This window comes from Pseudomonas sp. P5_152 (assembly GCF_033989915.1).
GTDB lineage: Bacteria > Pseudomonadota > Gammaproteobacteria > Pseudomonadales > Pseudomonadaceae > Aquipseudomonas.
This window is the reverse complement of record NZ_JASFAH010000002.1, coordinates 1,396,947-1,422,743: the sequence shown is the minus strand read 5'-3', so window position 1 is coordinate 1,422,743 and position 25,797 is coordinate 1,396,947. Positions and strand designations below refer to the sequence as shown.

At 60.3% G+C, this 25,797-nt stretch carries 29 protein-coding genes; 16 read left to right on the top strand and 13 right to left on the bottom strand.

Annotated elements, in window-relative coordinates; genetic code table 11:
- Window positions 1-25 precede the first annotated feature (25 nt).
- Window positions 26-277, bottom strand: a complete 252-nt coding sequence (gene oprI, locus QMK50_RS06235; protein ID WP_003172710.1) for an outer membrane lipoprotei OprI — start codon at window positions 275-277, stop codon at window positions 26-28.
- Window positions 278-911: 634 nt separating this feature from the next.
- On the opposite strand from oprI, the gene QMK50_RS06230 reads away from it, so the two are divergent.
- The gene (locus tag QMK50_RS06230; protein ID WP_093422070.1) at window positions 912-1,193 is read left to right on the top strand and encodes a GNAT family N-acetyltransferase; all 282 of its coding nucleotides are present in this window, start codon (window positions 912-914) and stop codon (window positions 1,191-1,193) included.
- A gap of 61 nt (window positions 1,194-1,254) precedes the next feature.
- On the opposite strand, the gene QMK50_RS06225 is transcribed toward QMK50_RS06230, so the two are convergent.
- Complete coding sequence (locus QMK50_RS06225) at window positions 1,255-2,331, bottom strand: 3-deoxy-7-phosphoheptulonate synthase (RefSeq protein ID WP_159997303.1); 1,077 nt, start codon at window positions 2,329-2,331, stop codon at window positions 1,255-1,257.
- A gap of 132 nt (window positions 2,332-2,463) precedes the next feature.
- On the bottom strand, window positions 2,464-2,907 hold the full coding sequence (locus QMK50_RS06220; protein WP_095168099.1) for a PilZ domain-containing protein: 444 nt from the start codon (window positions 2,905-2,907) through the stop codon (window positions 2,464-2,466).
- On the opposite strand from QMK50_RS06220, the gene QMK50_RS06215 reads away from it, so the two are divergent.
- The 5 genes from QMK50_RS06215 (at window position 2,906) to cysB (ending at window position 6,861) form a co-directional block, all read left to right on the top strand.
- Entirely contained in the window at window positions 2,906-3,292 is a 387-nt protein-coding gene (locus QMK50_RS06215) for a thioredoxin (RefSeq protein WP_095168100.1), read from the top strand. The genes QMK50_RS06220 and QMK50_RS06215 overlap by 2 nt on opposite strands.
- The gene (locus QMK50_RS06210) at window positions 3,289-4,251 is read left to right on the top strand and encodes a putative 2-dehydropantoate 2-reductase (protein WP_320332782.1); all 963 of its coding nucleotides are present in this window, start codon (window positions 3,289-3,291) and stop codon (window positions 4,249-4,251) included. Before QMK50_RS06215 ends, QMK50_RS06210 begins: the two co-directional genes overlap by 4 nt.
- Before the next feature lie 21 nt (window positions 4,252-4,272).
- A complete protein-coding gene (locus QMK50_RS06205; protein WP_095168102.1) occupies window positions 4,273-5,178 on the top strand; it encodes a 5'-nucleotidase in 906 nt (301 codons plus the stop codon).
- 94 nt (window positions 5,179-5,272) lie between these two features.
- Complete coding sequence (locus QMK50_RS06200; RefSeq protein ID WP_095168103.1) at window positions 5,273-5,773, top strand: universal stress protein; 501 nt, start codon at window positions 5,273-5,275, stop codon at window positions 5,771-5,773.
- 113 nt (window positions 5,774-5,886) lie between these two features.
- Window positions 5,887-6,861 (top strand): HTH-type transcriptional regulator CysB, encoded by a 975-nt coding sequence (gene cysB / locus QMK50_RS06195; RefSeq protein WP_003183769.1) that lies wholly within the window; start codon window positions 5,887-5,889, stop codon window positions 6,859-6,861.
- Between the two features lie 5 nt (window positions 6,862-6,866).
- Here cysB and QMK50_RS06190 read toward each other — a convergent pair whose 3' ends face one another.
- Both QMK50_RS06190 and QMK50_RS06185 read right to left on the bottom strand, forming a co-directional pair.
- Window positions 6,867-7,349 (bottom strand): GreA/GreB family elongation factor, encoded by a 483-nt coding sequence (locus tag QMK50_RS06190; RefSeq protein WP_095168105.1) that lies wholly within the window; start codon window positions 7,347-7,349, stop codon window positions 6,867-6,869.
- A gap of 2 nt (window positions 7,350-7,351) precedes the next feature.
- Window positions 7,352-7,753: a hypothetical protein gene (locus QMK50_RS06185; protein ID WP_320332781.1), complete on the bottom strand. Its 402-nt coding sequence runs from the start codon at window positions 7,751-7,753 to the stop codon at window positions 7,352-7,354.
- A gap of 123 nt (window positions 7,754-7,876) precedes the next feature.
- Between QMK50_RS06185 and earP the strand changes: the two genes are divergently transcribed.
- Window positions 7,877-9,010, top strand: a complete 1,134-nt coding sequence (earP, locus tag QMK50_RS06180) for an elongation factor P maturation arginine rhamnosyltransferase EarP (protein WP_320332780.1) — start codon at window positions 7,877-7,879, stop codon at window positions 9,008-9,010.
- A gap of 48 nt (window positions 9,011-9,058) precedes the next feature.
- Window positions 9,059-9,628, top strand: a complete 570-nt coding sequence (locus tag QMK50_RS06175) for an elongation factor P (RefSeq protein ID WP_002554550.1) — start codon at window positions 9,059-9,061, stop codon at window positions 9,626-9,628.
- Between the two features lie 72 nt (window positions 9,629-9,700).
- Here the strand turns inward: QMK50_RS06175 and QMK50_RS06170 are convergent, their stop codons facing one another.
- Window positions 9,701-10,657, bottom strand: coding sequence for a LysR family transcriptional regulator (locus QMK50_RS06170; RefSeq protein ID WP_320332779.1), 957 nt, complete (start codon window positions 10,655-10,657; stop codon window positions 9,701-9,703).
- A 107-nt stretch (window positions 10,658-10,764) separates the two neighbouring features.
- Between QMK50_RS06170 and QMK50_RS06165 the strand changes: the two genes are divergently transcribed.
- The gene (locus QMK50_RS06165; RefSeq protein ID WP_095168112.1) at window positions 10,765-11,514 is read left to right on the top strand and encodes a sulfite exporter TauE/SafE family protein; all 750 of its coding nucleotides are present in this window, start codon (window positions 10,765-10,767) and stop codon (window positions 11,512-11,514) included.
- Here QMK50_RS06165 and QMK50_RS06160 read toward each other — a convergent pair.
- Window positions 11,504-12,358: a LysR family transcriptional regulator gene (locus QMK50_RS06160; protein WP_162530234.1), complete on the bottom strand. Its 855-nt coding sequence runs from the start codon at window positions 12,356-12,358 to the stop codon at window positions 11,504-11,506. The two genes, QMK50_RS06165 and QMK50_RS06160, sit on opposite strands and share 11 nt — an antisense overlap.
- 97 nt (window positions 12,359-12,455) lie before the next feature.
- Here QMK50_RS06160 and QMK50_RS06155 point away from each other — a divergent pair, with 97 nt between their 5' ends.
- The 3 genes from QMK50_RS06155 to QMK50_RS06145 all read left to right on the top strand — a co-directional run bounded on the left by QMK50_RS06155 (window position 12,456) and on the right by QMK50_RS06145 (window position 14,367).
- Window positions 12,456-12,680 carry a DUF1127 domain-containing protein gene (locus QMK50_RS06155; protein ID WP_320332778.1) on the top strand — a complete coding sequence of 75 codons (225 nt, stop codon included), beginning with the start codon at window positions 12,456-12,458 and terminating at the stop codon, window positions 12,678-12,680.
- Between the two features lie 161 nt (window positions 12,681-12,841).
- Window positions 12,842-13,081, top strand: coding sequence for a DUF1127 domain-containing protein (locus QMK50_RS06150; RefSeq protein WP_413787292.1), 240 nt, complete (start codon window positions 12,842-12,844; stop codon window positions 13,079-13,081).
- Window positions 13,082-13,146: 65 nt separating this feature from the next.
- Entirely contained in the window at window positions 13,147-14,367 is a 1,221-nt protein-coding gene (locus QMK50_RS06145) for a winged helix-turn-helix domain-containing protein (RefSeq protein ID WP_320332776.1), read from the top strand.
- 6 nt (window positions 14,368-14,373) lie between these two features.
- On the opposite strand, the gene QMK50_RS06140 is transcribed toward QMK50_RS06145, so the two are convergent.
- On the bottom strand, window positions 14,374-15,720 hold the full coding sequence (locus QMK50_RS06140) for a class II 3-deoxy-7-phosphoheptulonate synthase (RefSeq protein ID WP_159997287.1): 1,347 nt from the start codon (window positions 15,718-15,720) through the stop codon (window positions 14,374-14,376).
- A gap of 156 nt (window positions 15,721-15,876) precedes the next feature.
- Here QMK50_RS06140 and QMK50_RS06135 point away from each other — a divergent pair, with 156 nt between their 5' ends.
- Window positions 15,877-16,632 (top strand): spermidine synthase, encoded by a 756-nt coding sequence (locus QMK50_RS06135; RefSeq protein ID WP_159997285.1) that lies wholly within the window; start codon window positions 15,877-15,879, stop codon window positions 16,630-16,632.
- A 15-nt stretch (window positions 16,633-16,647) separates the two neighbouring features.
- Here the strand turns inward: QMK50_RS06135 and QMK50_RS06130 are convergent, their stop codons facing one another.
- Complete coding sequence (locus QMK50_RS06130) at window positions 16,648-17,439, bottom strand: crotonase/enoyl-CoA hydratase family protein (RefSeq protein WP_095168121.1); 792 nt, start codon at window positions 17,437-17,439, stop codon at window positions 16,648-16,650.
- Between the two features lie 421 nt (window positions 17,440-17,860).
- Here QMK50_RS06130 and QMK50_RS06125 point away from each other — a divergent pair, with 421 nt between their 5' ends.
- Complete coding sequence (locus tag QMK50_RS06125; RefSeq protein ID WP_095168122.1) at window positions 17,861-19,534, top strand: DEAD/DEAH box helicase; 1,674 nt, start codon at window positions 17,861-17,863, stop codon at window positions 19,532-19,534.
- A gap of 90 nt (window positions 19,535-19,624) precedes the next feature.
- Here QMK50_RS06125 and QMK50_RS06120 read toward each other — a convergent pair whose 3' ends face one another.
- The gene (locus QMK50_RS06120; protein WP_159997283.1) at window positions 19,625-20,392 is read right to left on the bottom strand and encodes a DODA-type extradiol aromatic ring-opening family dioxygenase; all 768 of its coding nucleotides are present in this window, start codon (window positions 20,390-20,392) and stop codon (window positions 19,625-19,627) included.
- Window positions 20,393-20,495: 103 nt separating this feature from the next.
- Here QMK50_RS06120 and QMK50_RS06115 point away from each other — a divergent pair, with 103 nt between their 5' ends.
- Window positions 20,496-21,152 (top strand): thiopurine S-methyltransferase, encoded by a 657-nt coding sequence (locus QMK50_RS06115; protein ID WP_320332775.1) that lies wholly within the window; start codon window positions 20,496-20,498, stop codon window positions 21,150-21,152.
- A gap of 91 nt (window positions 21,153-21,243) precedes the next feature.
- On the opposite strand, the gene QMK50_RS06110 is transcribed toward QMK50_RS06115, so the two are convergent.
- The 3 genes from QMK50_RS06110 to QMK50_RS06100 form a co-directional block, all read right to left on the bottom strand.
- Window positions 21,244-22,575, bottom strand: a complete 1,332-nt coding sequence (locus tag QMK50_RS06110) for an IS4 family transposase (RefSeq protein WP_320332658.1) — start codon at window positions 22,573-22,575, stop codon at window positions 21,244-21,246.
- Between the two features lie 121 nt (window positions 22,576-22,696).
- Window positions 22,697-23,584, bottom strand: coding sequence for a protease HtpX (gene htpX, locus QMK50_RS06105; RefSeq protein WP_095168127.1), 888 nt, complete (start codon window positions 23,582-23,584; stop codon window positions 22,697-22,699).
- A 316-nt stretch (window positions 23,585-23,900) separates the two neighbouring features.
- Complete coding sequence (locus QMK50_RS06100) at window positions 23,901-25,112, bottom strand: pyridoxal phosphate-dependent aminotransferase (RefSeq protein ID WP_095168129.1); 1,212 nt, start codon at window positions 25,110-25,112, stop codon at window positions 23,901-23,903.
- 224 nt (window positions 25,113-25,336) lie between these two features.
- Here QMK50_RS06100 and msrB point away from each other — a divergent pair, with 224 nt between their 5' ends.
- Window positions 25,337-25,732: a peptide-methionine (R)-S-oxide reductase MsrB gene (msrB, locus tag QMK50_RS06095; RefSeq protein ID WP_159997279.1), complete on the top strand. Its 396-nt coding sequence runs from the start codon at window positions 25,337-25,339 to the stop codon at window positions 25,730-25,732.
- Window positions 25,733-25,797 lie beyond the last annotated feature (65 nt).

Here is a 25,797-nt window from a genome sequence, read left to right as displayed (position 1 = left end):
GCTTGATAACAATCCCGAAGGACTATTACTTGCGGCTAGCTTTTTCCAGCATGCGCAGAGCACGCTCGTTAGCTTCGTCAGCAGTCTGTTGTGCTTTTTGAGCAGCAGCCAGAGCTTCATCAGCTTTACGGTAAGCTTCGTCTGCACGAGCTTGGGAGCGAGCTGCTGCGTCTTCAGTAGCAGTCAGACGTGCTTCGGTTTCTTTCGATACGCTGCTGCAACCGGTAGCCAGAACTGCGGCCAGAGCCAGAGCAGAGAATTTCAGAACGTTGTTCATCGTGTTCCCCTTCAAGGACTTTCTATTAATTAGCTGTCACCCCAGAGTGAGGAAACAGCCGGCGTACATACTACCCATTACTTTTAGTAAGTAAACTGACGTATAGCAAGAAGCAAAAAAAATTGTAGGCGCTGATTCTTTTTCGAGCAACTTTTAATCGCGCTGTATAAAAAGTATGCAACCGCGAAGCCCGTACTGAGCGCGCTGCTTGAAAGCCAGTGGCACCCTGATGGCTGTTTCGCAGTATCGCCTAAAGTCCCTTTATATTGATTCGTCTACACTTATGTTGAGGAATTGTGCGTCGTTTCACGTCACTTTTGCATGTTGGCGGTGACTTTAACTACCGGCGCACGTCTTAAGTCTCAATATCCGGCAATGTTCAGGTGATCGGCCGCTCCAGAGCGTCGGTCGAACCGCCTCGACGTGACCCATGCCGAACCCACGCCCGCGACATCGTGACGAGCGCGCCTTGAGCATTTGTGCCTTTGGTGCCTACTATTTGATACGTGCCAGGTTGCGTGGGATCAGGACGGGTTTTTCTCGGTGTCCGACAGGCACGGGGTGGCGTAGAGGTTCCTTCGCCGGAAAAACATCGGTAAGGTAGGGGTCAGTCAAAGACCCGCGAGGAGTAGTGATGAGCGAGGCGTTGTCCATCCACCATGACCAGGCTGGTCATCAATTCGAGACCAATGTGGACGGTCATCGTGCCTACCTGACCTATATGGACCTGGGTAAGCAGACCCTGGATATCTATCGCACGTTCGTACCCAACGCGCTGCGTGGCCGTGGTATTGCCGCCGCGTTGACCGAGCAGGCGCTCGAGTACGCGGAGCAGATGGGTTACACCGTCATCCCCTCGTGCTCCTACGTGGAGCGCTACATGGAACGTCATCAGCGGCATGCCGCCAAGCTCTGATCAGGGTTACCAATAAAAACGCCGGGCTAAGCCCGGCGTTTTTGTGTGCGCTGGATGCGGGTCAGGTGCGCTCGCGTTTAGGCAGCACATCCTTGAGCTTGGCATGCATGCTGCGCAAGGTGGTTTCGGTCGCAGACCAGTCGATGCAGGCGTCGGTGATCGACACGCCGTATTGCAGGTCGGCCAGGTCTTTGGGAATCGCCTGGCAACCCCAGTTCAAATGGCTTTCGACCATCAGGCCGATGATCGACTGGTTGCCTTCCAGAATCTGGTTGGCAACGTTCTCCATCACCAGCGGTTGCAGGGCCGGATCCTTGTTGGAGTTGGCGTGGCTGCAGTCGACCATGATGTTTGGCTTGATTTTGGCCTTGTTCAGCGCCTGCTCGCACAACGCCACACTGACCGAATCGTAGTTTGGCTTGCCGTTGCCACCGCGCAGGACCACGTGACCGTAGGCATTGCCCTTGGTGGTGACGATCGATACGCCACCTTCCTGGTTGATCCCCAGGAAGCGGTGTGGGCTGGAAACCGACTGCAGGGCGTTGATGGCAACGGTCAGGCCGCCGTCGGTGCCATTCTTGAAGCCAACCGCCGAGGACAGGCCGGAGGCCATTTCCCGGTGGGTCTGGGATTCGGTGGTGCGCGCGCCGATTGCCGACCAACTGATCAGGTCCTGCAGGTACTGCGGGGAGATCGGGTCAAGGGCTTCGGTCGCGGTCGGCAGGCCCATCTCGGCCAGGTCCAGCAGCAACTGGCGACCAATGTGCAGGCCATCCTGGATCTTGAAGGAGTCGTCCAGGTACGGATCGTTGATCAGGCCTTTCCAGCCGACGGTGGTACGTGGCTTCTCGAAATAGACCCGCATGACCAGATACAGGGTGTCGGACACTTCTGCGGCGAGGACCTTGAGGCGCTCGGCGTATTCGTGTGCGGCCTTGAGGTCGTGGATCGAGCAGGGCCCGATTACGACGAACAGGCGGTGGTCGGTGCCATCCAGGATATTGCGAATCACTTCGCGGCCCTTGGTCACGGTCTGCAGGGCAGCGGCGCTCAGGGGGATATCACGCTTGAGCTGGTCAGGAGTGATCAGCGTCTCGTTGGAGGCGACGTTTAGGTCATTGATCGGTAAATCAGCCATCGTGTTACTCGTCAGGTCACGGGTGCCGGCCGCCAGCGATCCCCGCGCGGCGGAGCACAGCATGATTTAAGCGCAGCGGGGAGCCGAACCTTAGCGCGTTAGGCGGTGGCTCGACAATGGGCAGACGCGGGTTTAATCCAGCGCTGGCGTGGCAAAAGCCTGGCGAACGGTCTCGTGGGAGTACTCGCCGGCATGTTGATCGACCCATTGCAGGGCCAGTGCCTGGACGCCTTGTGGTTCGCGCTGCTGGTCTTGCTGGCGGCAATAACGTTCGATCTGGCAGACCTGCTCGCCCATTCGCGCCTTGAACAGGGTCTGTTCGTCGATGAAGGCGATGCCCACCAGGTAACCACGCTTGCGCCGAAGGCACCAGGCCACGTAGCCCAGGTAGCAGACATGTTCGCTGAGGGTCGGCATGCGTACTTCCAGTGCCGTACCCTTGCGCCAGGCGCGGTGGTAATTGCAAGCCACGCCGCCGAGACTGATAGTGTGCAGCTCTTGCCGAGAAATACACTGGTGCTTGCGCAACGTTAACTCGACGGGCACATCGTCAGGATGAGGAATAAAACGCCCCATGAACGCGGACTCCAAGTGTCGGTCATTCGACAGTGTTTCCCCCAGTATAGTGGTCGAATGCGAGCTGACCGATTTCGACGCCGACCAACGGCTGTTGGCGATGAGTGGTGTCTCGCTGGTGATTTTCACCAGTGTCGGCTGCTCCAGTTGCCGTTGGGCGCGAGTCCAGTTACCCGCCCTCGGCCTCGCGGTCGATCGGCTGTGCTGGATCGACGCCGGCAACAACGGCGGAGCCGTGGCGCGTTATCAGGTCTTTCATTTGCCGGCGCTGTTTGTGGTGCGCGACGGTGAGTTTTTTGGCGCAGTCCAGGCGCGCCTCACCCGCACTGAACTGAACGCGGCGGTGGGGCTGGCGCTGAGTCGGGAACCAGAGGAATTGCCATGACAGCAACAGCAGGACAATCGCCGAGAATCGGCATTATCGGCACCGGGGCGATTGGTGGATTTTACGGCGTGATGCTGGCGCGGGCCGGATTTGACGTGCATTTTCTACTGCGCAGCGAATTTTGCGCGGTGGCCGAGCGTGGCCTGCAAGTGCACAGCGCGCCGTTCGGCGCCCTGACCTTGAACCCGGTCCAGGCCTACAACACCGCTGAAGACATGCCCCCTTGCGATTGGCTGCTGGTGGGTGCCAAGACCACCAGTAACAGCGAGCTGGCGCCGGCGATCATCCAGGCTGCGGCGGCGGGCGCCAAGGTCCTGCTGCTGCAGAACGGCCTGGATGTCGAGGACAGCTTGCGCGAGCTGTTGCCCGACTCGCTGCACCTGCTCGGTGGCCTGTGTTTCATCTGTGTGCACCGCGCAGGCCCAGGCATCATCGAACACCAGGCGCTGGGCGCCGTGCATGTGGGTTATCACAGTGGCCCGGTGATGGCCGATGCGGCGGCACGCCAGCAGATCGTCGAGCAAGGCGCTGGGCTGTTTCGTACCGCTGGTCTCGATTCCCAGGCCATGGCCAATCTGCAGCAGGCGCGTTGGCAAAAACTGGTCTGGAATGTTCCTTACAACGGTTTGTCGGTGCTGCTCGGGGCGAGTACCAGCCCCTTGATGGCCGATCAATACAGTCGCGAACTGATCCAGGCGCTGATGGCGGAAGTGGTGCAGGGCGCACAAGCCTGTGGGCACAGCATGCCAGCGGGTTATGCCGAGCATCTGTTCAAGGTCACCGAAAAAATGCCCGACTACTGGCCGAGCATGTATCACGACTTCCAGCAGCAGCGGCCGCTGGAGTTGGCTGCGATCTACGCCCAGCCCTTGGCTTCGGCCCGGGCAGCGGGTTGCCCGATGCCGAAGATCGAAGCCCTGTATCAGGCCCTGTGTTTTATTGATGGGCGTAATCGCTGAAGTTTCAGTCCGGGGGGACACATGGCAAAAGGCATCGACGACAAACTGGTCCTGGCGATTTCCTCGCGAGCGCTGTTCGACCTCAGCGACAGCCATAAGGTGTACCTGGCCAGTGGCGTCGAGGCGTACCGGCAGTACCAGATCGAACATGAAGACGAGATCCTCGAGCCGGGCGATGCCTTTCCCCTGGTGCAGAAACTGTTGAACCTCAATGCGCACCTGGGCAAGGCTCGGGTCGAAGTGGTGCTGGTATCGCGCAACAGCGCTGACACCGGCTTACGGGTGTTCAATTCGATCCACCATTACGGCCTGGCAATTTCCCGGGCGGCGTTTGTCGGTGGCCGCAGTCCCTATCCGTACCTCAAGGCATTTGGCTGCGACCTGTTTCTCTCCACTCACGCTGAAGATGTGCGCAGCGCACTGGACGCCGGCTTTGCCGCCGCGACCATTCTGTCGGGAGGTGCCAGCCGTGCGGCCAGCGAAGAGTTGCGCATCGCCTTCGATGGCGATGCGGTGCTGTTTTCCGATGAGTCGGAGCGGGTCTATCAGGCCGGCGGTCTTGAAGCGTTCCAGGCCAGTGAGCGGCAGGCCGCGCGTGAGCCGCTGCGCGGCGGTCCGTTCAAGGGCTTCCTGGCCGCACTCAATGCCTTGCAGCGCGAGTTCCCCGAAGACCAATGCCCGATCCGCACCGCCTTGGTCACGGCACGTTCGGCGCCGGCCCATGAGCGGGTGATTCGCACGCTGCGCGAGTGGGATATCCGCCTCGACGAATCACTGTTTCTCGGGGGGCTGACCAAGTCGGCATTTCTTGAGGCGTTTGCCGCCGATGTGTTTTTCGACGACCAGGCCGGCCACTGTGAACTGGCCCGCGAGGTCGTGGCCACCGGGCACGTGCCCCACGGTATCAGCAACGAACTGAAGGTTTAGGTCGCCCGTTCAGCACCTTGCACGGCACGTCGAACTGCGCGCAGCACTGCTAAGCTGAAGCAATCTCCGCCATTCAGGCACTCGAGGAGGTCACATGATTCGTTCGATGCTGTATGCCACTGACCTCGGCCTTTACGCTCCTTTTGTGATGCAACACGCACTGGCATTGGCCCGAACGTTCAAGGCCGAGCTGTATGTAGTGCACGCGGTTGAACCGATGGGGTTGTTCGCTGAATCGGTGTTGCAGAGCTACCTCGACGAACAGGCGCTGAACGAGTTTCACAGCCAGGGCCTGAGTACGGTAATGGCCAATATCGAACAGCGGGTGCTCGACAGTTTTCGCGAGGAGTTGGGGGAGGGGCAGCAGGACCTGGAGCTGATTCAGTCGGTCAGGGTGTTCCAGGGCGATCCGTCGCAGGTGATTCTCGAACAGGCTCAGAAACTCTCGGTGGATTTGTTGATCCTAGGAAGTCACAGCCATGGCAGCGGTGGGGAAACCCCTTTGGGGCGCACAGCCGCACGGGTGTTGCAGTTGTCGCAAGTGCCGGTTTACCTGGTGCCCCTGTCACAGCGCCGGCGGCACGGGGATATTTGAGGCGAGAATGCTGGCCTTTTGATGAAAAAGTTCTAGATTTATTCTTCAAACCATTAATATAGTTATATACCGTCGCTGATGCCCGTGGCGTCTATCTGCTTTGAGGGATTCATATGAAGCTTCAACAATTGCGCTACATCTGGGAAGTGGCGCACCACGACCTCAACGTTTCGGCTACTGCCCAAAGCCTGTACACCTCGCAGCCGGGCATCAGCAAGCAGATCCGCCTGCTGGAGGACGAGTTGGGCGTCGAGGTTTTTGCACGCAGCGGCAAACACTTGACCCGCGTCACTCCGGCCGGTGAGCGCATCATCACCACCGCCGGCGAAATCCTGCGCAAGGTCGAGAGCATCAAGCAGATCGCCCAGGAGTTCTCCAACGAGAAGAAAGGCACCCTGTCGATTGCCACCACACACACCCAGGCACGTTATGCATTGCCGCCGGTGATCAGCAATTTTATCAAGCAATACCCCGACGTTGCCCTGCACATGCACCAGGGGTCGCCGATGCAGATCGCCGAAATGGCCGCCGATGGCACCGTGGATTTCGCGATTGCCACCGAGGCCCTGGAGTTGTTCGGCGACCTGGTAATGATGCCGTGCTACCGCTGGAACCGTTGTGTGGTGGTACCCCAGGGTCACCCGCTGACCAAGCTGCCGAAGCTGACCCTCGAAGCCCTGGCCGAATACCCGATCGTGACCTACGTCTTCGGTTTTACCGGCCGTTCGAAGCTCGACGAAGCCTTCAGCCACCGCGGCTTGACGCCGAAAGTGGTGTTCACCGCCGCTGACGCCGACGTGATCAAGACCTATGTGCGCCTCGGCCTGGGCGTCGGGATCGTAGCCAAGATGGCGGTCGATACCAAGCTCGATAATGACCTGGTAGTACTCGATGCCAGCGAGCTGTTCGAGTCTAGCGTGACCAAGATCGGTTTCCGTCGCGGTACTTTCCTGCGTGGCTTCATGTGCGACTTCATCGAGAAGTTCGCCCCACACCTGACGCGCGAAGTCATGGCCAAGGCCATCCAGTGCCACAACAAGCAGGAACTCGAAGAACTGTTCGACGGCGTTGAACTACCGGTTCACTGAGTCCCTCAGACGACCTCGGTGACAGTGAACTGTTGCCGAGTGCCCGCCACCACGATCTCCACCTCATCGCCCTCCAATTTGCCCAAGAGGCTGTTGCCCAGTGGCGAGCGCGGGGTGATGACGGTAATCAACTGTCCCACCAGATAGACCTTCAATCCCGCCGCATCCGGCGCCAGGAACAGCCATTGCTGGCGCCCCTGGTCGTCTTCCAGGCCCAGCAGGCTGCCGATCTGGATGCCCCGCTGCGCGTCATACGCAGCCACGGGCATGTTCTGGCACCGCGTCAGCGCCTGGCGAATTTCCTCGACGCGCTTGGCCTGGCCGGCCGCCAGGTAAGAGGCTTCGAGCCCCAGGGTGTCGTACTTGTTCTCGGCGATGTTTTCTTCGTGGGTTGCGGTTTCGTAGGCGGTTTGCGCCGCTCGCTGGGCGACGTCGAAATCGACCGCCAGCTTTTCCAGAAGCAACTGGTGTACGTTCTGTTTATTCATGATCAATTGCAGAACTGCAGCACGTTGCTGCGGCTTTTGTCGCTGGGGATAGTGCGGTCTTGTTGCAACCAGAACTGGCAGGTGGGGTTTGTCTGATTGCGCGGGTCATTGCGCGCTTGCTCCAGGACTTCCTGCCGCGCCTGTTGGTTGAGGATGGACTTGTACTGCTCAAACATCTGGTTGTCCGCTGCTGGTTGTGCCGCCACCGGCGCGGCTTGGGTGGCCGGGCGCACCACGTCCGCCAGCGGCGCCAACTGTGTCGCAGGCAAAAGCCTGGACAGCAGCCAGGCGGTCAGGGCAATGGCGACGAACCCCAGCCACAGGCCCAGGGCGATGCAGCCGATCAATTGCAGCGGGTTGAGAGTGATCGACACTGTGCGGCGAGCGGGTGGACGGTACGGCATCGTTGCCTCCTGGCGGGGGAAATGGGCAAGCGTGGATTGTCGCATGAAGATTAATCGCCGTCGGCCCTTCTGCGCGCAACGATTTATGCGGACAATCAAAGTCTTTGCCCCACGGAGCCCGGCATGAAAGTCGACTGGGATATTTTCTGTACGGTCGTCGACAACTACGGCGACATCGGCGTGACCTGGCGCCTGGCCCGCCAACTGGTGGCCGAGCATCCCTGCGCGGTGCGCTTGTGGGTCGATGACCTGCGGGCATTCGAGCGCCTGTGTCCGGAGCTCGATGTCAATGCGCGCCAGCAATGGCAGCAGGGCGTGGACGTGCGTCACTGGTCGGCGGACTGGCAAGCGACGGACGCTGCCGATGTGGTGGTTGCGGCCTTCGCCTGTCAGTTACCGCATGCCTACATGGAGGCGATGGCAGCCCGCGAGCACACTCCGCTGTGGCTGAACCTCGACTATTTGAGTGCCGAAGACTGGATCGTTGGCTGCCACGGCCTGCCCTCGGTGAAGTTCCAGCATGTGCAGAAATACTTTTTTTTCCCGGGGTTCCAGCCGGGCACGGGCGGTCTGCTGCGCGAACGCGAGTTGCTGGCACGGCGCGAGCAGTTTCAAGCCAACCCGGTTGCGCAGCGTGAGTTCCTGCAAGGCCTGGGGGTAGAGCGCGCCGCGGGAGCGCGCCTGATATCCCTGTTTGCCTACGAGAACGCCGGGCTGGCCGATTGGCTGGACGTGATGGCGAACGCTGCACAGGCCACCCATCTGCTGGTGCCGCAGGGGCGAGTCCTCGGGGATGTGGCACGCTGGCTGGGGCAGCCGGGACTGGCAGTCGGCGCCGTGCAGCAACGGGGAGCCCTGACCGTGCAGGTGTTGCCGTTTGTGCGCCAGGACCAGTACGACCTGCTGCTGTGGTGCTGCGATTTCAACGCGGTGCGTGGCGAGGACTCGTTCGTCCGTGCGCAATGGGCCGCTCGTCCGATGCTGTGGCATATCTACCAGCAGGAGGAAGAGGCCCACCTGGATAAGCTCGAAGCCTTTTTGACCCTCTATACCAAAACCCTGTCACCCGCCGCACGCGCGGCGCTAGAGGGGTTGTGGCGGGCCTGGAATAACGGCGAGGGCATGGCCCCGGCCTGGATCAGCGCCGAGGCGCACTGGCCGGAGCTGCAAAATCACGCCCGCTCATGGTGTCTGGAACAGTCGTTGCAGGTCGATCTTGCCTCAGCGCTGGTGCAGTTTTACCTAAATTGGATATGATACGCGGCCTAGATTTTTGTAAATCCCATCCAAATTCGGATATTCGCAATGAAAACTGGTAAAGAACTGAAACCCGGTACGGTGATCCGTCTCGAAAACGACCCTTGGCTGGTTCAGAAAGCTGAATTCACCAAGTCCGGTCGTAACAGCGCGATCATGAAGACCAAGCTGAAAAACCTGCTGACCGGTTACAAGACCGAGATCGTTTACAGCGCCGACGACAAACTGGACGACGTGATCCTCGACCGCAAAGAAGCGACCCTGTCCTTCATCAGCGGCGACACCTACACGTTCATGGACACCACTGACTACACCATGTACGAGCTGAACGCCGAAGACATCGAAAGCGTTCTGCCATTCGTTGAAGAAGGCATGACCGACGTCTGCGAAGCCGTGTTCTTCGAAGACCGTCTGGTATCCGTAGAGCTGCCGACCACTATCGTGCGTCAGGTTGACTACACCGAAGGTTCCGCTCGCGGTGACACTTCCGGCAAGGTGATGAAGCCTGCCAAACTGAAGAACGGTACCGAGCTGTCGGTTGCTGACTTCATCGAAATCGGCGACATGATCGAGATCGATACCCGCGAAGGCGGTTCTTACAAAGGCCGTGCTAAATAAGCGCAGTCCTTGTAGGCAAAAAACCCGACCTTGTGTCGGGTTTTTTTTTGCCTTGCGCCAGATGATTGTCCGCTAGAGCCGGCTGAAGTCACGCTGCAGGGCCAGGTCCCATGGCGGGATTGGGCTGAAGCGGCTCTTGAGGTATTCCAGCAACAGCCGTGTGCGGGAACTGGCCTGCTGCTCCAGGCGCAGGGCATAGATGCCGGTGTTCTCCGGCTTGGGCAAGCCCGCGTCGCAAAACAACGGCAGCAACTCACCGCGCAGCAGGTATTCGCTGCACAACCAGGTCGGCAGGTGCGCGATACCCAGGCCGGCGAGGGCGCCGTAGAGCAGCGCTTCGGCATTGTTGGCGCTCAGGCGGATGCGTTGCGGGCGATGCAAGTGCTGTTGGCCGTTGTGCTCGAAGCGCCAGGCGAAGGGCGGCGCCAGGCCATCCCAATCGAGGCCGTCATGAGTGCTCAACTCCTCGGGCCGCTGGGGTACGCCGCGCCGCTTGAGGTACGCGGGGCTGGCGCAGGCAATGCGCACCATGCTCGCCAGGGGTGTGGCCACCATGCGGGTGTCGGCCATTTGCCCGGCGCGCAGCACCAGGTCGACCTTGCCCAGATTCAAGCCCTGCATGTCGACGAAGCTGTCGATCAAATGCAATTGCACGTCGAGCCCCGGATAGACCTGTAGAAAGTCGGCAATCACCGGTGCCAGATGGCGTCGACCGAAGGCCGCAGGCGCATCGACCCGAATCAGGCCCTCCGGCGCGTTGCTCAGGGAAGCGGCTTCGGCCCGGGCCAGGCGCAATTCACTGACTATCCGTCGGGCTCGTTCGGCAAACGCCAACCCCGCGGGCGTGGCGCGAACGGCATGGGTGGTGCGCACGAACAGCTGGCTGCCCAAGGCATGCTCCAGGCTGTCGATACGCCTGGCGACGGCCGAGGGGGTCAGTGGAGGGCGGCGGGCGGCCGCGGAAAAACTGCCGGTTTCCACTACGTCGAGGAATAACCCCAGTTGGTCGGTGAGCGCGTTGGGATTCATCAGGATCGGCCTATGCGGATTTGGCACAGCCATTGTGCGTTGCTGTGCGTTTCCCCGCTAGAAGCTACTGCGTAGGATGCACAGCCTGGTGTGCGGAGAAATGAATTGTGATTGAGTTGGCGATGTATCTGGTACTGGGCGCTGCCCTGGGGACTGTCGGCGGATTGTTCGGAATCGGCGGCGGATTGATCGCGATCCCGGTGCTGGGCGTATTGTTCGGCCTGGATCAGCAGATTGCCCAGGGCACGGCGCTGGTGATGGTGGTGCCCAATGTGATGCTGGCGCTCTGGCGTTACCACCAGCGCAATCGCATCGAGTTGCGGCACGCCCTGCCGCTTGCGTCGATGGGTTTTTGTTTCGCCTGGCTTGGCTCGATCTGGGCGGTGGGGATTGATGCCCAGGTCATGCGCATCGGTTTTGTGGCCTTTCTGGTGGCGCTGTCGAGCTACAACCTGCTGCGCATGTTCATGGCGACCGCCAAGCCCAGCGCGCAGATGCGCTATCCATGGCCCTGGCTGGGCGTCCTGGGAGCAGCCTCGGGGGCCATGGGCGGGTTGTTCGGTGTGGGCGGGGCCGTGGTGGCGACGCCGGTGCTCACCAGTCTGTTCGGCACCACTCAAGTGGTGGCCCAGGGCCTGTCGCTGGCGCTGGCCTTGCCCAGCACCGGCGTGACCCTGGTCACCTATGCGCTGCATCAGCAGGTGAACTGGAGCATTGCGCTGCCCATGGCGGCGGGCGGGTTGTTGAGCATCAGTTGGGGAGTGAAGATCGCCCACGCCATGCCGGAGCGCTTGCTGCGCGGGTTGTTCTGCGCCTTCCTGGTGCTGTGTGCGGTGATGCTCGCCTTTAAAGTTTGAAGCCTTCGACAATGTGCTCGGCCAGACACTCGGTGATGGGCGAGGGGTTATGCAGGTTGCGCAGCAGCATGATGCTGGCCTCGGGCAACTGCGGCAGACCTTCCGCCTCGCCGAGGATGCGCATGTCCTGGGTGATCAGGCTTTCCAGTTGGGCGGTTACGGCCAGCCCGGCACTGACCACCGCCATGATCGCCGACAGACTTGAGCTGTTATAGGCGATGCGGTACTCGCGCTCGCTGGCGTCCAGCGCGTTACAGGCCCAGCGCCGGCAAAAACAGTCACTGTTGAACATTGCCAGCGGCAGCGGCACTTGCTCGTTGGGGTTGAAGCACAGCGCCTGGGCCCAGACAAAACGTTCCTTGCGCAGCAGTTGGCCGATCTCGTTGCCAGGTTCGCGGGTGACGATCGACAGGTCCAGGTCCTGGCGTTGCAGCAACTGCTCGGAGGAGTCGCAATGCACTTCGATCTGGATCAACGGATAGGCCTGGGCGAAGCGCGACAGGATGCCCGGCAGGAAGCGCATGACATAGTCGTCGGGCGTGCCGATCTTGACCATGCCGACCATGTGCGGTTCTCGCAGGGTATTGAACACTTCACTGTGCAGCTTGAGGATCCGCCGGGCGTAACCCAGCAACACCTGACCCTCGGCAGTCAGCTTCACCTGGCGGCCGTCGCGCTGGAACAGTTGGCGTTGCAGCACGTCCTCTTCTAGACGCTTCATCTGCATGCTAACCGCCGATTGCGTGCGGTTGACCAACTCGCCAGCGCGGGTGAAACCGCCCTGGTCGGCAATGGCGACGAACGTGCGCAGGACTTCGGTATCAATGCTGGGGTAGGCGCTCAACTCATCAATCTCCGAGATGTGTTGCATAAGAAACATTCGTTGGATTGATCTTAGTCCTGGCGCGAGACTTGAGCCATCCACAACGGAGGGCAAGACGATGAAAGGTCAAAAAGGTTATGTGCAGTTAAACCATTTCTCACTCCATGGCTTCTCCCATCATCTACTGGAAAAACTCGTGCGCTGGTTTCAGTTGCATCGTGAGCGCTCAGTGCTGGCCAGCCTCAGCGATGACGCGCTGAAAGACATTGGTCTGAGTCGGGCCGACATCCAGCAGGAAACGGAGCGGCATTTCTGGGAAGACCCAATGGGCAAGGGCAAGTAAGCGGCCAGGTCGATTGAAATCTTCTGTCACTCCCCCGTGGTCCGGTACAAACGCCCGGGCCATGGGGCTGTATCGAGCTGGAAACAGGTGGTCACCGACATTCACTGGTTGGTTTACCGAACCGGTAGCAGACTTCGACCTCACTTTTTGGGAGCACTGTCATGGAACGACGGTACACGGTAGTGAGGGTAGGGCGCGGCGCCATGGAAGCAACGCTGGACAGGTCGGTCCGGCATTTGTCCAGGGCGCTCGCGAAACTGGGGCGGTGGCACCAGTTGAGTAAGGACCGTGCCGAGCTGGCACGGATGAGCGATGACCGGTTGCGGGACATCGGCCTGAGTCGGGCGGATGTGGTCAGGGAGTCTGCGCGCCCGTTCTGGGATGATCCGCTGAAGCGTTGAGCCTGCCATTGGCGTTTGGTGAGCCTGGTATTAAGGTGGAGGAAACCTTCACCAAGGATGGTTACATGACCGGCTCCCTGTGTTTTTCCCTCAAGCAAGCCAGGCGCCTGGCACTGACGGCCCAAGGTTTCTCTGGGCGTCAGTCGCCAGCACCGGTCAAGTCGAGCCAGCTCAATCGGTTGATCGAACGTCTGGGTGTGCTGCAGATCGATTCGGTCAACGCGCTAGTGCGCTCGCATTACCTGCCCTTGTTCTCGCGCCTTGGAGACTACTCCTCCGAGCTACTTGATCAGGCCGCCTGGGCCCAAGGGCGGCGGCGCACCTTGTTCGAATACTGGGGGCATGAGGCCTCATTGTTGCCGTTGTCGATGTATCCGTTGCTGCGCTGGCGAATGCAACGGGCCGCGCAAGGCGAGGGCATCTATCAGCAATTGGCGCGTTTCGGGCGGGAACAGCAGGACACCATCCGCCGGGTCCTGGCCTCGGTCGAGGAGCTCGGTGCGTTGGGGGCTGGGAGTTTGTCGACACGCCAGGAGCGAGCAGGGCCCTGGTGGGACTGGAGTGCGGAAAAACACGCGTTGGAGTGGTTGTTCGCTGCCGGAGAGGTTACGGTGGCGGGGCGGCGCGGTTTTGAGCGGCTCTACGATCTGCCGGAACGGGTGATTCCCGCGTCCGTGCTCAGTGTTGCTCTGCCAAGCGAGGCAGATGCGCAACGAGGACTGCTCCTGCACGCCGCCGCTGCACTGGGTGTGGCGACTGAGAAGGACTTGCGCGACTATTTTCGCCTGGAGCTGGCGCAGTGTCGCAGCGCGTTGGCGGAACTGGTGGAGGATGGCGCGTTGCACGCCTGCGAAGTGCAGGGCTGGAAGCAACGGGCGTACTGTTTGCCCGAGCCGAAAGTCCCACGCCGGGTCAGTGCCAGTGCCTTACTCTCGCCCTTTGATTCGTTGATCTGGGAACGCAGCCGGACCGAGCGCCTGTTCGACTTCCGATACCGCCTGGAAATCTATACGCCACCCGCCAAGCGGGTGTATGGCTATTACGTGTTGCCGTTTCTGCACCACGAGCGGATCGCTGCGCGGGTCGATCTGCGGGCTGAGCGGGCGTTGGGGCGGCTGGCGGTGCACGCGGTGCACGAAGAGCAACCGGGTCTCGATGAGGCGGGCATGCAGGCGTTGGCGGACAATTTGCGCAAGATGGCCAACTGGTTGGGCCTGGCGCAGATTCAACTCAATTGCCCCCGCGCCAGTGCGGCGCGGTTGCGGGTGGCGTTGGCCGGGGGGTAGCCCGCCTTAGCGGCGAACCTGCTTCAGGGTTTCAGCGATCAGGAACGCCAGCTCCAGCGACTGATCGGCATTCATCCGTGGATCGCAGTGGGTATGGTAGCGGTCCGACAAGCCGTCCTCGGTGATCGGACGTGCGCCGCCAATGCACTCGGTGACGTTCTGACCGGTCATCTCGATGTGAATACCACCAGCGTAAGTGCCTTCGGCCTGGTGAACCTGGAAGAACTGCTTCACCTCACCGAGGATCTGCGCGAAATCCCGTGTCTTGTAGCCGCTGCTGGCCTTGATGGTATTGCCGTGCATCGGGTCGCTGCTCCAGAGCACCTTTTTGCCTTCACGTTCCACGGCACGAATCAGCTGCGGCAGGTGATCGCCGACCTTGTTCGCGCCCATGCGGGCAATCAGGTTCAGGCGGCCTGGGTCGTTTTCCGGGTTGAGCACGTCGATCAGACGAATCAGCTCATCGGTGTTCATGGTCGGGCCGACCTTGACCCCGATCGGGTTGTTGACCCCGCGCAGGAACTCGACGTGAGCGCCGTCGAGCTGGCGAGTGCGGTCGCCGATCCACAACATGTGGGCGGAGCAGTCGTAATAGTCGTTGGTCAGGCTGTCGCGCCGCACGAAAGCTTCTTCGTAATTGAGCAGCAGGGCTTCGTGGGCGGTGAAGAAGCTGGTCTCGCGCAATTGTGGCGACGAGTCCATACCGCAGGCGCGCATGAAGGCCAGGGTTTCATCGATACGGTTGGCCAGGTGGCTGTACTTTTCCGCCAGCGCCGAGTTGGCGATGAAGTCCAGGTTCCACTTGTGCACTTGGTGCAGGTCGGCAAAACCGCCCTGGGCGAAGGCGCGCAACAGGTTCAGGGTGGCTGTGGACTGATGGTATGACTGCAGCAGGCGGTCCGGGTCCGGTACCCGGCTTTTTTCGTCGAAACCGATGCCGTTGACGATGTCACCCCGATAGGCCGGCAGGGTCACGCCATCGATGGTTTCGTCGTTGGCCGAGCGCGGCTTGGCGAACTGCCCTGCCATCCGGCCGACCTTGACCACCGGACAGCCGGCGGCAAAGGTCATGACGATGGCCATTTGCAGCAGCACTTTGAAGGTGTCGCGAATCTTCGCCGCCGAAAACTCGGCAAAGCTCTCCGCGCAATCGCCGCCTTGCAACAGAAACGCACGCCCTTCGGTGACCTCGGCAAACTGACGGCGCAACTCCCGGGCCTCACCGGCAAACACCAGGGGCGGATAACTGGCCAGGCTTTGCTCGACGGCATGCAGGTGCGCCGCGTCCGGGTAGTGGGGTTGTTGCTGGATCGGCAAGGCGCGCCAGCTGTCAGGGCTCCAGGGTTGGCTCATCACGGTCTCTAGTGTTTACGCACGGGGCCTCATGTTATCAGCAATTAGTACGTGACCTGCTGGCGATGCTTGGCCGACAATCGCGCCTTTGCCGCCTAACGCGGAACGAATGATAACGTTGTCTGGTGACTGGCCGGGCAGCGACCAGGAGACGAAATGACTGAGGAGCGCGTCGAGCATCTGCTCGCCGAAGTGCACGATGAGTTCGGCATGATCCGGGTGCTGGAAGTGGCGGATTACCGCTTCCTCGAATTTGGCGACGCCATCGAGCAGAGCTGCGTGTTCACCGCCGACCCGAGCTGGCTGGAGTATGACTACACTCGCGCCATGCTGATTGGCGCGCTGTGCCACGAGCAGCCGGACAGCGCGCTGTTCCTTGGGCTGGGTGCCGGTACCTTGACCCAGGCCTGCCTGAAGTTCCTGCCGCTGGAAGACGTAGAAGCCATTGAACTGCGCCCGGACGTACCGCGCCTGGCCATCGAGTACCTGGGCCTGGACGATGACCCGCGTCTGTACATCCGTATCGGCGATGCGCTCGATCTGCTGGAAACCGCCGAGCCTGCAGATTTGATCTTCGTCGACCTCTACACCGATGTCGGACCGGGTGTCGGGCATCTGGCGTGGAATTTCCTGGAGAACTGCCAGAAACGCCTGAATCCGGGCGGTTGGCTGGTGATCAACCAATGGGCGACCGATGATGGCAAGCCATTGGGTGCGGCATTGCTGCGCGGGCTTTATCACCGCCATTACTGGGAGCTGCCGGTGAAGGAGGGCAATGTGATCCTGATCGTGCCAGCGGAGCTCGACCAGGAGCTGGACATGCACGGGTTGAGCGCCCGCGCCGAAGCCCTGGCCCCGCGCCTGGGTTACTCGTTGCAGAACCTGATCAAGGCCATTCGCCCAGCCACCTGATGGAGCGCCAGGGGGTTAACATCCTTTGAATATGGCCGGGCGTTTCTCGATCAGCGACCTCACGCCTTCCTTGGCGTCCTCGCTGTTCAACAGCTCCTTGGCCAACGCCGGCAAACTCGCTGCCGCCGCGGCTTCACCTTCGAGGTGGGCCTGGCGCGCCGACTGTAATGTCGCCTGAACCCCCAGCGGTGCCTGTCGAGCGATGCGTTCAGCCAGTTCAATGGCGCGTGGCAACAGGTCCTCGCTGGCCATGACCTCCTGCACCAGTCCCAGGCGCAACGCTTCGTGGGCGTCGAACTCGTCACCGGTCAACAACCAGCGCATGGCATTGCCCCAGCCCGACAGTCGAGGCAGGCGCAAGGTGGCGCCGCCGAAAGGAAAGATCCCGCGCTGGACTTCCATCTGCGCAAAGCGGGTGTTGCTGGCGCACAGGTTGATGTCCGCCGCCAGCATCAACTCGATACCGATGGTCAGGCAATACCCGTGGGCGGCTACAATCACCGGCTTGCTGACCCTGGGTCCGACGAATACTCCCCACGGATCGCAGCCGCCGGTCGGAACCTGCCAACCCTTGGCCAGTGCGCCGCTGGCACTCACCAGATCGAGGCCGGCGGTAAAGTGCTCGCCATGGGCAAACACCACGGCAACCCGAGCCTCTGAGTCGGCCTCGAACTCGCCATAGGCCAGGCTCAAGGCGTTCAGCAGGTCGAGGTCGAATGCGTTGCGCTTGGCGACCCGATCCAGCCCGATCAACAGCACATGCCCCTGTCGTTCTCGGCTGACACGACTCTTGTCCGGTTGATTCATGGAGTAAATCCTCGGAGGGAAAGGAGGCATCGGACCAAAGGTCCCGGCCCGCAAGATGAACCGTTTAAGCGCCATGACCAGCAGGGCCGGGCCTTTGAAAAATAGACTGTCGCGCGAATATCCGCAAAAGCTGTGACAGTCCTGCGTTCACAGGCTTTTTTCGATAAAAAAAGCTCCCTTTTTCAGCTAATTCCGGTATAGTGCGCGCCGGCCTTTAGCCGGGCCGCGTTTAGGTAGAGCAATTCCCCGAAGTCAGCTTCGGCTGCACGTCCGCACTGCGGACTCTTCCTTGACGATTCTTTTCATTCATTCGTTTTCGCAAATCCCCGCCGACAAAGCTGCCAGGGCGACTCTTGAGTCTCAACACGGCACGCGCAGCTTTGGAGCATGGGTCTTTGCGGATGCACTTAGAGGCAGACCCATGACCCAGGAAACCGGCGGCTTCGCCGCTTTTAATCTTAATCCGAATATTCTGGCAGCCGTCATCGCGACCGGCTACGAAGAGCCTTCGGCTATTCAGCAGCAATCGATCCCGATCATCATGGCCGGCCAAGACATGATTGGCCAGGCGCAAACCGGTACCGGTAAAACCGCCGCGTTCGCCCTGCCTATCCTGCACTGCATCGATCCTGCCAAGCGCGAGCCGCAAGCCCTGATCCTGGCGCCAACCCGAGAGTTGGCGCTGCAAGTTGCAACTGCTTTTGAAACCTACGCCAAGCAAATGCCAGGCGTAACTGTTGTGGCTGTCTACGGCGGCGCGCCGATGGGCCCACAATTGAAAGCAATCCGTAATGGCGCACAGATTGTTGTCGCCACCCCGGGCCGTCTGTGCGACCACCTGCGTCGCGACGAGAAAGTCCTGTCGACCGTGAACCACCTGGTTCTCGACGAAGCTGACGAAATGCTCAAGCTGGGCTTCATGGATGACCTGGAAGTTATCTTCAAGGCATTGCCAGCTACCCGTCAGACCGTATTGTTCTCGGCTACCTTGCCGCAGTCGATCCGTGCCATTGCCGAACGCCACCTGCGCGATCCGCAACACGTGAAGATCCAGACCAAGACCCAGACCGTTACCGCGATCGAACAGGCTCACCTGTTGGTTCACGCTGACCAGAAGACCTCGGCTGTATTGAGCCTGCTGGAAGTGGAAGATTTCGACGCCCTGATCATGTTCGTGCGCACCAAGCAAGCGACCCTGGACCTGGCCAGCGCGCTGGAAGCCAAAGGCTACAAAGCCGCTGCGCTGAACGGCGACATTGCCCAGAACCAACGTGAGCGCGTGATCGACTCCCTCAAGGATGGCCGTCTGGACATCGTTGTGGCGACCGACGTTGCTGCTCGTGGCCTGGACGTTCCGCGCATCACTCACGTGTTCAACGTTGACATGCCGTACGATCCGGAATCCTACGTTCACCGTATCGGCCGTACCGGCCGTGCGGGTCGCGAAGGTCGTGCACTGCTGCTGGTGACTCCTCGTGAGCGCCGCATGCTGCAAGTGATCGAGCGTGTAACCGGGCAGAAAGTTGCTGAAGTTCGCCTGCCGGACGCCCAGGCAGTTCTCGATGCGCGCATCAAGAAACTGACCAACAGCCTGGCGCCGCTGGTTGCCGATGCCGAATCGACCCACGGTGATCTGCTTGATCGCCTGACCGCCGACATCGGTTGCAGCCCACGTGCCCTGGCCGCAGCCCTGCTGCGCAAGGCTACCAACGGTCAAGCGCTGACCCTGGCCGCGATCGAGAAGGAGCGTCCACTGGTGCCGAACAATGCACCACGTGGCGACCGTCCAGAGCGTACTGGTGATCGTCCGGACCGTGGTGATCGTGAGCGTCGTGCACCGATCCCGCTGGCCGAAGGTCGTGCTCGTTGCCGTACCGCGCTGGGTGCGCGTGACGGTATCGCTGCCAAGAACCTGTTGGGCGCCATCCTTAACGAGGGTGGCCTGGCTCGCGAAGCAATCGGTCGCATCCAGGTGCGTGACAGCTTCTCGCTGGTAGAGCTGCCGGAAGATGGTCTGGAGAAACTGCTGACCAAGCTGAAGGATACTCGTGTTGCCGGTAAGCAGCTGAAACTGCGTCGCTACCGCGAAGATTAATCCGCCCTTGGGCTGATTGATCTACGATAAAAAATCCCCGACTGGTTCGGGGATTTTTTTTGCCTGCTGTTTGCTTTCCAGGTTCAGTGGTCAGCCAAAACGATAGATGTCCATGCCCAGTGCGCCCAGGGTAAAACCTGTGTGCGCCACGCTGAACTCGCCGCCGGCACCGCGGGCAAAATACAGCGGCAGCAAGTGCTCGTCACTCGGGTGACTGCGCACCGCGTTGGGCGCCTGTTGGCGGTAATCATGCAGCGCCGCTTCATCGTCGGCCGCCAGCTTGTCGATCATCCAGTCACGGAACTCACGGGCCCAGGGTTCGATGCTCTCCGGGCCGGCATGCCAGTCCAACTCTCGCAGGTTGTGGGTGATGCTGCCGGAGCCGATCAACAGCACGCCTTGTTGGCGCAGGCTGGCCAGCGCATGACCAATCCGAGTCTGCAGTGCCGGGCCGGCGTGGCTTGGCAGTGACACCTGCACCACGGGGATGTCGGCCTGCGGATACATCAGCGACAACGGCACCCAGACCCCATGATCGAACGGGCGTTGACCGTCCAGTTGTGCCGGCAGGCCGTCAGTCTTGAGCAGTTCGGCGACCTGTGCCGCCAACTCTGGCTGGCCGGGTGCGGGGTATTGCACGGCGAAGAGGGCGGCAGGAAAGCCACCAAAGTCGTGCCAGGTTTCTGGCTGGGTGCCGCTACTGACCCGCAGGTCCCGACTTTCCCAGTGCGCGGAGACAATCACGATGGCCTTGGGGGTTGGCAGCTCGCTGGCCAGGCGCGCCAGTGCCGGCCCGCTGGCGCCTGGTTCCAGTGCCAGCATCGGTGAGCCGTGGGAGATAAACAGGCTGGGGAACATGGAGGAGGTCCTGAGCGGTAAGATGACTGCATCTTCAGTCAGATCATTGATCTAAATCTAATATAAGTTTTAGAGCCTATTGATCGAATTTTCAGGGTGATTTATGCAGCCGGAGTTTTGGCACAAGAAGTGGGCTTCGAACCAGATCGGTTTTCACCTGCCGCAAGTCAATCCGTATTTGCAGCGGCACTGGCCGGAGCTGGCGATCCCTGCGCGGGCACGTGTGCTAGTCCCGTTGTGTGGCAAGAGCCTGGACCTGCTGTGGCTGGCGGGGCAGGGGCACCAGGTGCTCGGGATCGAACTTTCGCAAACGGCTGTCGAAGACTTTTTCAGCGAGCAGCAGTTAGCGCCAGAGGTAAGTGATGCGGGCGCATTCAAGGTCTATCGTGCTGGGGCCATTGAGCTGTGGTGCGGTGATTTTTTTGCGCTGACGGCACGCGATGTGGCTGATTGTGCTGCGCTGTACGATCGCGCGGCACTGATCGCCTTGCCGCCACCAATGCGCGAGCGTTATGGCGCGCATCTGCAGCAGATCTTGCCGGCCGAGTTGCGGGGGTTGCTGATTACTCTGGATTACGATCAGGCGCAGTTGCCAGGACCACCGTTTGCTGTGGAGGATGATGAGGTGCAGCGGTCTTGGGGATGCTTCTGGCGCCTGCACATGCTGCAGGAGCAGGATGTGCTGGGTGAGAGCTGGAAGTTTCTGCAGGCCGGGGTGACACGGCTTGTGGAGCGGGTGTACCGGATTTCCGCCCGTTAGTCCGCAGTGCCTATGCCTGTCTCATCGCGTGTAGGCAGCAACTCCCCACTCAAGACAAACAAAAAAGGCCCGCATCGCTGCGTAATGCTGTTCACTTAAGCGGAGCAGCCTCACGGTCCACTGGGAACCGGGTCTTTGAAATCTTCACCGTCCTTGGCCTCGAAGGCCTGGGGCGGTGATCCAGAAACAATCCCCCGATACCTGCCCTCAGTTCCGCCAAGCGTCTCCCTGTCGCTGAAACTGGATTGGCTGCTGCCATCACGATCAATTGCACGGCGATGTACTGGCAGGCCGGTTTGAAACGGATGTCCGAAGGCGCTCGACCAAACGCCACCGCCGCTTGGCTCGCTTCCCGGCGAATCACGTTGTAAGCCAGCAACAGCCCCCACACTTCCTGATAGATCAGCTCGATTTTTTTGCTGCGCAAGGTCATTGCGTTCTGTTGCATTGAACTCTTGATGTCCCTGAAACCCAACTCGATCTCCCAACGCTCCTGATAAAGTTTGGCAACAGCCTTAGTGGTGTAGGTCTTGGCCGGCAAGGACGTCATCACGGTCTTCACTTTGCCTTGAATTTCATAGCTGACTTCGCGTACCTCCCAGTGCGAGGGAAGAGTCGGATTTCGCTTTCTGGCCTGTGGCGAGACTTTCATACGCACCAAACGGTCGCGCTGGTTGTAGCGGGCCACTTCCTCGCAGACCAGTCCCTTTTTTGCCGGGATCAACCAATGACGGCTGGTGCCCGTTCTACTTAGGCTCAACAGCAGCTCCGCGCCCCAGAACCCTTTGTCGAACAGCGTCACCGAGTGGTCGGGAATATGCTGCAAAAACTCGTCGGCCAGGCGCATTTCACTGCGTCGGTAAGGGCTCAATTGTGCATCTAGGATCACGTGCGAACGCACATTCATTAGCGCCACCAGGCGCAGCATCGGAAACGGTGTCTGGCGATCGCTGGGGGTGTTTCCCGACCCGAAGTGATCTCGAAGCTCGGGCGTATCCGGGGTGCGAAAAAGCGCACCGTCCACCGCGAAAACCTGCAAATTATGCCAGGCATCATCGTCATAGCGCTCTGCGCCCCAATGGTTGCCGGTCTTGCGGAACAACCACTCAACAGGATCGGCGCCGAGCCGTTTACGAGCTTCGGTTACACCACTGCGCGCCAGCAAATGGTCAGAGGCCAGGCCTTGGGCGCAGATGTTCAAACGCCTGGCCACCTCGTGAACCGGCTCGTCACGAAATAACGCCATGCCAAGCACTAGCCACAGCACTTGATCAGCGGGCAGGCGCCGCCGGCGAATGGTCGCCTGACTGGAGAGGTCGAGCGCAGACGCTACCCACTCGATGGGAATGTTTTGGGTGAAGGTGCTCAGGTCGCAGAAGTTAAAAAGGTCGTCGAGGTCGAGCAGGTCCTGTTGAACAGACATAAAAAATCCGATGCCAGAGGTCTGGCATCGGATTTTCTAGGAAGCCCGGCGTGAGCTCAAATGCTTAAGTGAACAGCATTACGCATCGCTGCGGGCCTTTTTTGTTGTTACGCCAGACGGATCAACCGCGACGACGCAGTGCGTCGATACGCTCTTCCAGCGGCGGGTGGCTCATGAACATGCGAGCGAACCCTTGCTTGAGGCCACCGTTGATGCCGAAGGCATTCAGGGTGTCCGGCATGTGCACCGGCAGGCCTTGCTCCGAGCGCAGGCGCTGCAGGGCGCCGATCATGGCACTGGTACCGGCCAGGCGGGCACCGGCTTCGTCCGCACGGAACTCACGTTTGCGCGAAAACCACATGACGATCGAGCTGGCCAGGAAGCCCAGGACCAATTCAGCGAAGATGGTCGCGATGTAGTAGGCGATGCCTTGGCCTTCTTCGTTCTTGAAGATCACCTTGTCGACAAAGTTGCCGATGATCCGCGCAAAGAACATCACGAAGGTGTTCACCACGCCCTGGACCAGCGCCAGAGTGACCATGTCACCGTTGGCCACGTGGCCGATCTCGTGGGCCAGGACCGCTTTCACTTCGTCCGGCGAGAAACGTTCGAGCAAGCCCTGGCTGACTGCGACCAGTGCATCGTTCTTGTTCCAACCGGTGGCAAACGCGTTGGCCTCGTAAGCCGGGAAAATACCGACTTCGGGCATCTTGATCCCGGCTTCGCGGGACAGTTGCTCAACGGTTTGCAGCAACCATTGTTCATGGCGAGTGCGCGGCTGGCTGATGATTTGGGTGCTGGTGCTCATCTTCGCCATCCACTTGGAGATGAACAGCGAGAACAGGGAACCGGCGAAACCAAAGACCGCACAGAAAATCAGCAGCTGATTGAGGTTGAGATCAACCCCGTTGGCCGCCATGAACCCGTTGAAGCCGAAAAGGCTCAGGGTGATGCTGGCAATCAGCACGACCGCCAGGTTAGTGGCCAAAAACAGCAGGATGCGCATCATGGTTGTAGAAATCTCCTCATGCTAAAGATGTAGCTTACTGCGGGGTATATAAGGTGCTGCACCGGGCTATTCAACCGGGTGACTATTTCAAACTGTGTCCTACAGCCAGATTCCACTAGGTTGCAGGACATTTCTGGTATTGCTTCAAGCAATATTGGGCCAGTTTTTTCCTGCGCAACGCCCGTGATTGTTGGCTTGCAGCCACAAGCGAGCGAGCGCCAGCACACAAGGGGCAGAGAGTAGTCGAAAGGCGGGGGGATATGTTGCTGAATCAATCACCGAGGACGGGTTGCTACCCGCCTCGGCGACAGGTCATTTACTGGCGATAGGATTTCAGGAAGTTACCGATCCGGCCGATGGCCATGTCCAGGTCGTCGAGGCGGGGCAGGGTCACGACACGGAAATGGTCGGGCCACGGCCAGTTGAATGCCGTGCCTTGCACCACCAGCAGTTTTTCCGAGAGCAGCAGGTCGAGCACGAATTTTTCGTCATTGTGGATCGGGCAGATTTTCGGATCGATCCGCGGGAAGGCGTACAGCGCGCCCATCGGCTTCACGCAACTGACTCCGGGAATGTCATTGAGCAGTTCCCAGGTGCGGTTGCGTTGTTCCAGCAACCGGCCCTGTGGCAGCACCAGGTCGTTGATGCTCTGGTAGCCACCCAGTGCCGTCTGGATCGCATGCTGGCTCGGCACGTTGGCACACAGGCGCATGTTGGCCAGCATGTCGATGCCTTCGATGTAGCTCTGGGCGTGTTGCTTGGGCCCGGAGATGGCGATCCAGCCGGAACGGAAACCCGCCACCCGGTAGGACTTGGACAGACCGTTGAAGGTCAGGCACAGCAGGTCCGGGGCCAGTGAGGCGGTGCAGATATGCACAGCATCGTCGTAGAGGATCTTGTCGTAGATCTCGTCGGAGAACACCACCAGGTTGTGCTGGCGCGCCAGTTCGAGCATGCCCAGCAGGACTTCGCGCGAGTACACCGCGCCGGTCGGGTTGTTCGGGTTGATGATCACCAGGGCTTTGGTGTTGGGGGTGATCTTGGCCTTGATGTCTGCCAGGTCAGGGAACCAGTCAGCTTGTTCGTCGCACAGGTAATGCACCGGGTTGCCGCCGGCCAGGCTTACCGCAGCCGTCCACAGCGGGTAATCGGGCGCCGGTACCAGTACTTCGTCGCCGTTGTTGAGCAAGGCCTGCATCGACATCACGATCAGCTCGGAAACGCCGTTGCCCAGGTAGATGTCCTCGATACCGACACCTTCGACCTGCTTCTGCTGGTAGTACTGCATGACGGCCTTGCGTGCGCTGAACAGGCCTTTGGAGTCGCTGTAGCCCTGGGCGGTCGGCAGGTTGCGGATGACGTCCTGGAGGATTTCATCAGGCGCTTCGAAACCAAAGGGCGCCGGGTTGCCGATGTTCAGCTTGAGGATGCGATGGCCTTCCTCTTCCAGGCGTTTGGCGTGCTTGAGCACCGGGCCGCGAATGTCATAACAGACGTTGGCGAGCTTGTTCGATTTGCTGACCTGCATGGCGATGTGTTCCCGAAAATGAACGATCCAGACGTTGTATGAACTACCGTACTGGGAATCCTGCGTTCTCACACGAGCCCGGCGCCTCGGAGCGGTGCACCAAAATCCGTTTGAATGCGTGTAACGCGGCTGCCAGACTGGCGTTTGACGAGGCGCAATCATACGTGCCGCCCGATCCGTGGAAAAGGTACAGATCGGGCTTTTTCAGTTGCTGAGGTAGGACAATGGAAAAGATCCAGAAAACCCTGGAAGAATGGCGGGCCATGCTCGATCCAGAGCAGTACAACGTGTGCCGTCTCAAGGGCACCGAGCGACCGTTCTCGGGCAAGTACAACGCGACGAAGACCGCGGGTGTCTATCATTGCATCTGCTGCAACGAGCCGCTGTTCGACTCCCGGGCAAAGTTCGATTCCGGCTGCGGCTGGCCAAGTTTCTACGAGCCGATCGGCGCGAGCGCGATGGTTGAGATCCGCGATGTCAGCCACGGCATGATCCGCACCGAAGTGGTCTGCGCCAAATGTGAGGCGCACCTGGGGCATGTGTTCCCGGATGGCCCACCGCCTACCGGCCTGCGTTACTGCATCAACTCCGTGTGCCTGGACCTGGTGCCGCGCGACTGAGGCAGGTTCTGGCTGGCTGGCGAAGGTCTGGTGCAGGCAGCCAACCCCGTTAGCCAGCCGGTACT

Excerpts from the sequence above, each read along its gene's own strand:
- oprI (WP_003172710.1), bottom strand. The coding sequence starts at position 277 with ATGAACAACGTTCTGAAATTCTCTGCTCTGGCTCTGGCCGCAGTTCTG.
- QMK50_RS06230 (WP_093422070.1), top strand. The coding sequence starts at position 912 with ATGAGCGAGGCGTTGTCCATCCACCATGACCAGGCTGGTCATCAATTC.
- QMK50_RS06225 (WP_159997303.1), bottom strand. The coding sequence starts at position 2,331 with ATGGCTGATTTACCGATCAATGACCTAAACGTCGCCTCCAACGAGACG.
- QMK50_RS06215 (WP_095168100.1), top strand. The coding sequence starts at position 2,906 with ATGAACGCGGACTCCAAGTGTCGGTCATTCGACAGTGTTTCCCCCAGT.
- QMK50_RS06220 (WP_095168099.1), bottom strand. The coding sequence starts at position 2,907 with ATGGGGCGTTTTATTCCTCATCCTGACGATGTGCCCGTCGAGTTAACG.
- QMK50_RS06210 (WP_320332782.1), top strand. The coding sequence starts at position 3,289 with ATGACAGCAACAGCAGGACAATCGCCGAGAATCGGCATTATCGGCACC.
- QMK50_RS06205 (WP_095168102.1), top strand. The coding sequence starts at position 4,273 with ATGGCAAAAGGCATCGACGACAAACTGGTCCTGGCGATTTCCTCGCGA.
- QMK50_RS06200 (WP_095168103.1), top strand. The coding sequence starts at position 5,273 with ATGATTCGTTCGATGCTGTATGCCACTGACCTCGGCCTTTACGCTCCT.
- cysB (WP_003183769.1), top strand. The coding sequence starts at position 5,887 with ATGAAGCTTCAACAATTGCGCTACATCTGGGAAGTGGCGCACCACGAC.
- QMK50_RS06190 (WP_095168105.1), bottom strand. The coding sequence starts at position 7,349 with ATGAATAAACAGAACGTACACCAGTTGCTTCTGGAAAAGCTGGCGGTC.
- QMK50_RS06185 (WP_320332781.1), bottom strand. The coding sequence starts at position 7,753 with ATGCCGTACCGTCCACCCGCTCGCCGCACAGTGTCGATCACTCTCAAC.
- earP (WP_320332780.1), top strand. The coding sequence starts at position 7,877 with ATGAAAGTCGACTGGGATATTTTCTGTACGGTCGTCGACAACTACGGC.
- QMK50_RS06175 (WP_002554550.1), top strand. The coding sequence starts at position 9,059 with ATGAAAACTGGTAAAGAACTGAAACCCGGTACGGTGATCCGTCTCGAA.
- QMK50_RS06170 (WP_320332779.1), bottom strand. The coding sequence starts at position 10,657 with ATGAATCCCAACGCGCTCACCGACCAACTGGGGTTATTCCTCGACGTA.
- QMK50_RS06155 (WP_320332778.1), top strand. The coding sequence starts at position 12,456 with ATGAAAGGTCAAAAAGGTTATGTGCAGTTAAACCATTTCTCACTCCAT.
- QMK50_RS06150 (WP_413787292.1), top strand. The coding sequence starts at position 12,842 with ATGGAACGACGGTACACGGTAGTGAGGGTAGGGCGCGGCGCCATGGAA.
- QMK50_RS06145 (WP_320332776.1), top strand. The coding sequence starts at position 13,147 with ATGACCGGCTCCCTGTGTTTTTCCCTCAAGCAAGCCAGGCGCCTGGCA.
- QMK50_RS06140 (WP_159997287.1), bottom strand. The coding sequence starts at position 15,720 with ATGAGCCAACCCTGGAGCCCTGACAGCTGGCGCGCCTTGCCGATCCAG.
- QMK50_RS06135 (WP_159997285.1), top strand. The coding sequence starts at position 15,877 with ATGACTGAGGAGCGCGTCGAGCATCTGCTCGCCGAAGTGCACGATGAG.
- QMK50_RS06130 (WP_095168121.1), bottom strand. The coding sequence starts at position 17,439 with ATGAATCAACCGGACAAGAGTCGTGTCAGCCGAGAACGACAGGGGCAT.
- QMK50_RS06125 (WP_095168122.1), top strand. The coding sequence starts at position 17,861 with ATGACCCAGGAAACCGGCGGCTTCGCCGCTTTTAATCTTAATCCGAAT.
- QMK50_RS06120 (WP_159997283.1), bottom strand. The coding sequence starts at position 20,392 with ATGTTCCCCAGCCTGTTTATCTCCCACGGCTCACCGATGCTGGCACTG.
- QMK50_RS06115 (WP_320332775.1), top strand. The coding sequence starts at position 20,496 with ATGCAGCCGGAGTTTTGGCACAAGAAGTGGGCTTCGAACCAGATCGGT.
- QMK50_RS06110 (WP_320332658.1), bottom strand. The coding sequence starts at position 22,575 with ATGTCTGTTCAACAGGACCTGCTCGACCTCGACGACCTTTTTAACTTC.
- htpX (WP_095168127.1), bottom strand. The coding sequence starts at position 23,584 with ATGATGCGCATCCTGCTGTTTTTGGCCACTAACCTGGCGGTCGTGCTG.
- QMK50_RS06100 (WP_095168129.1), bottom strand. The coding sequence starts at position 25,112 with ATGCAGGTCAGCAAATCGAACAAGCTCGCCAACGTCTGTTATGACATT.
- msrB (WP_159997279.1), top strand. The coding sequence starts at position 25,337 with ATGGAAAAGATCCAGAAAACCCTGGAAGAATGGCGGGCCATGCTCGAT.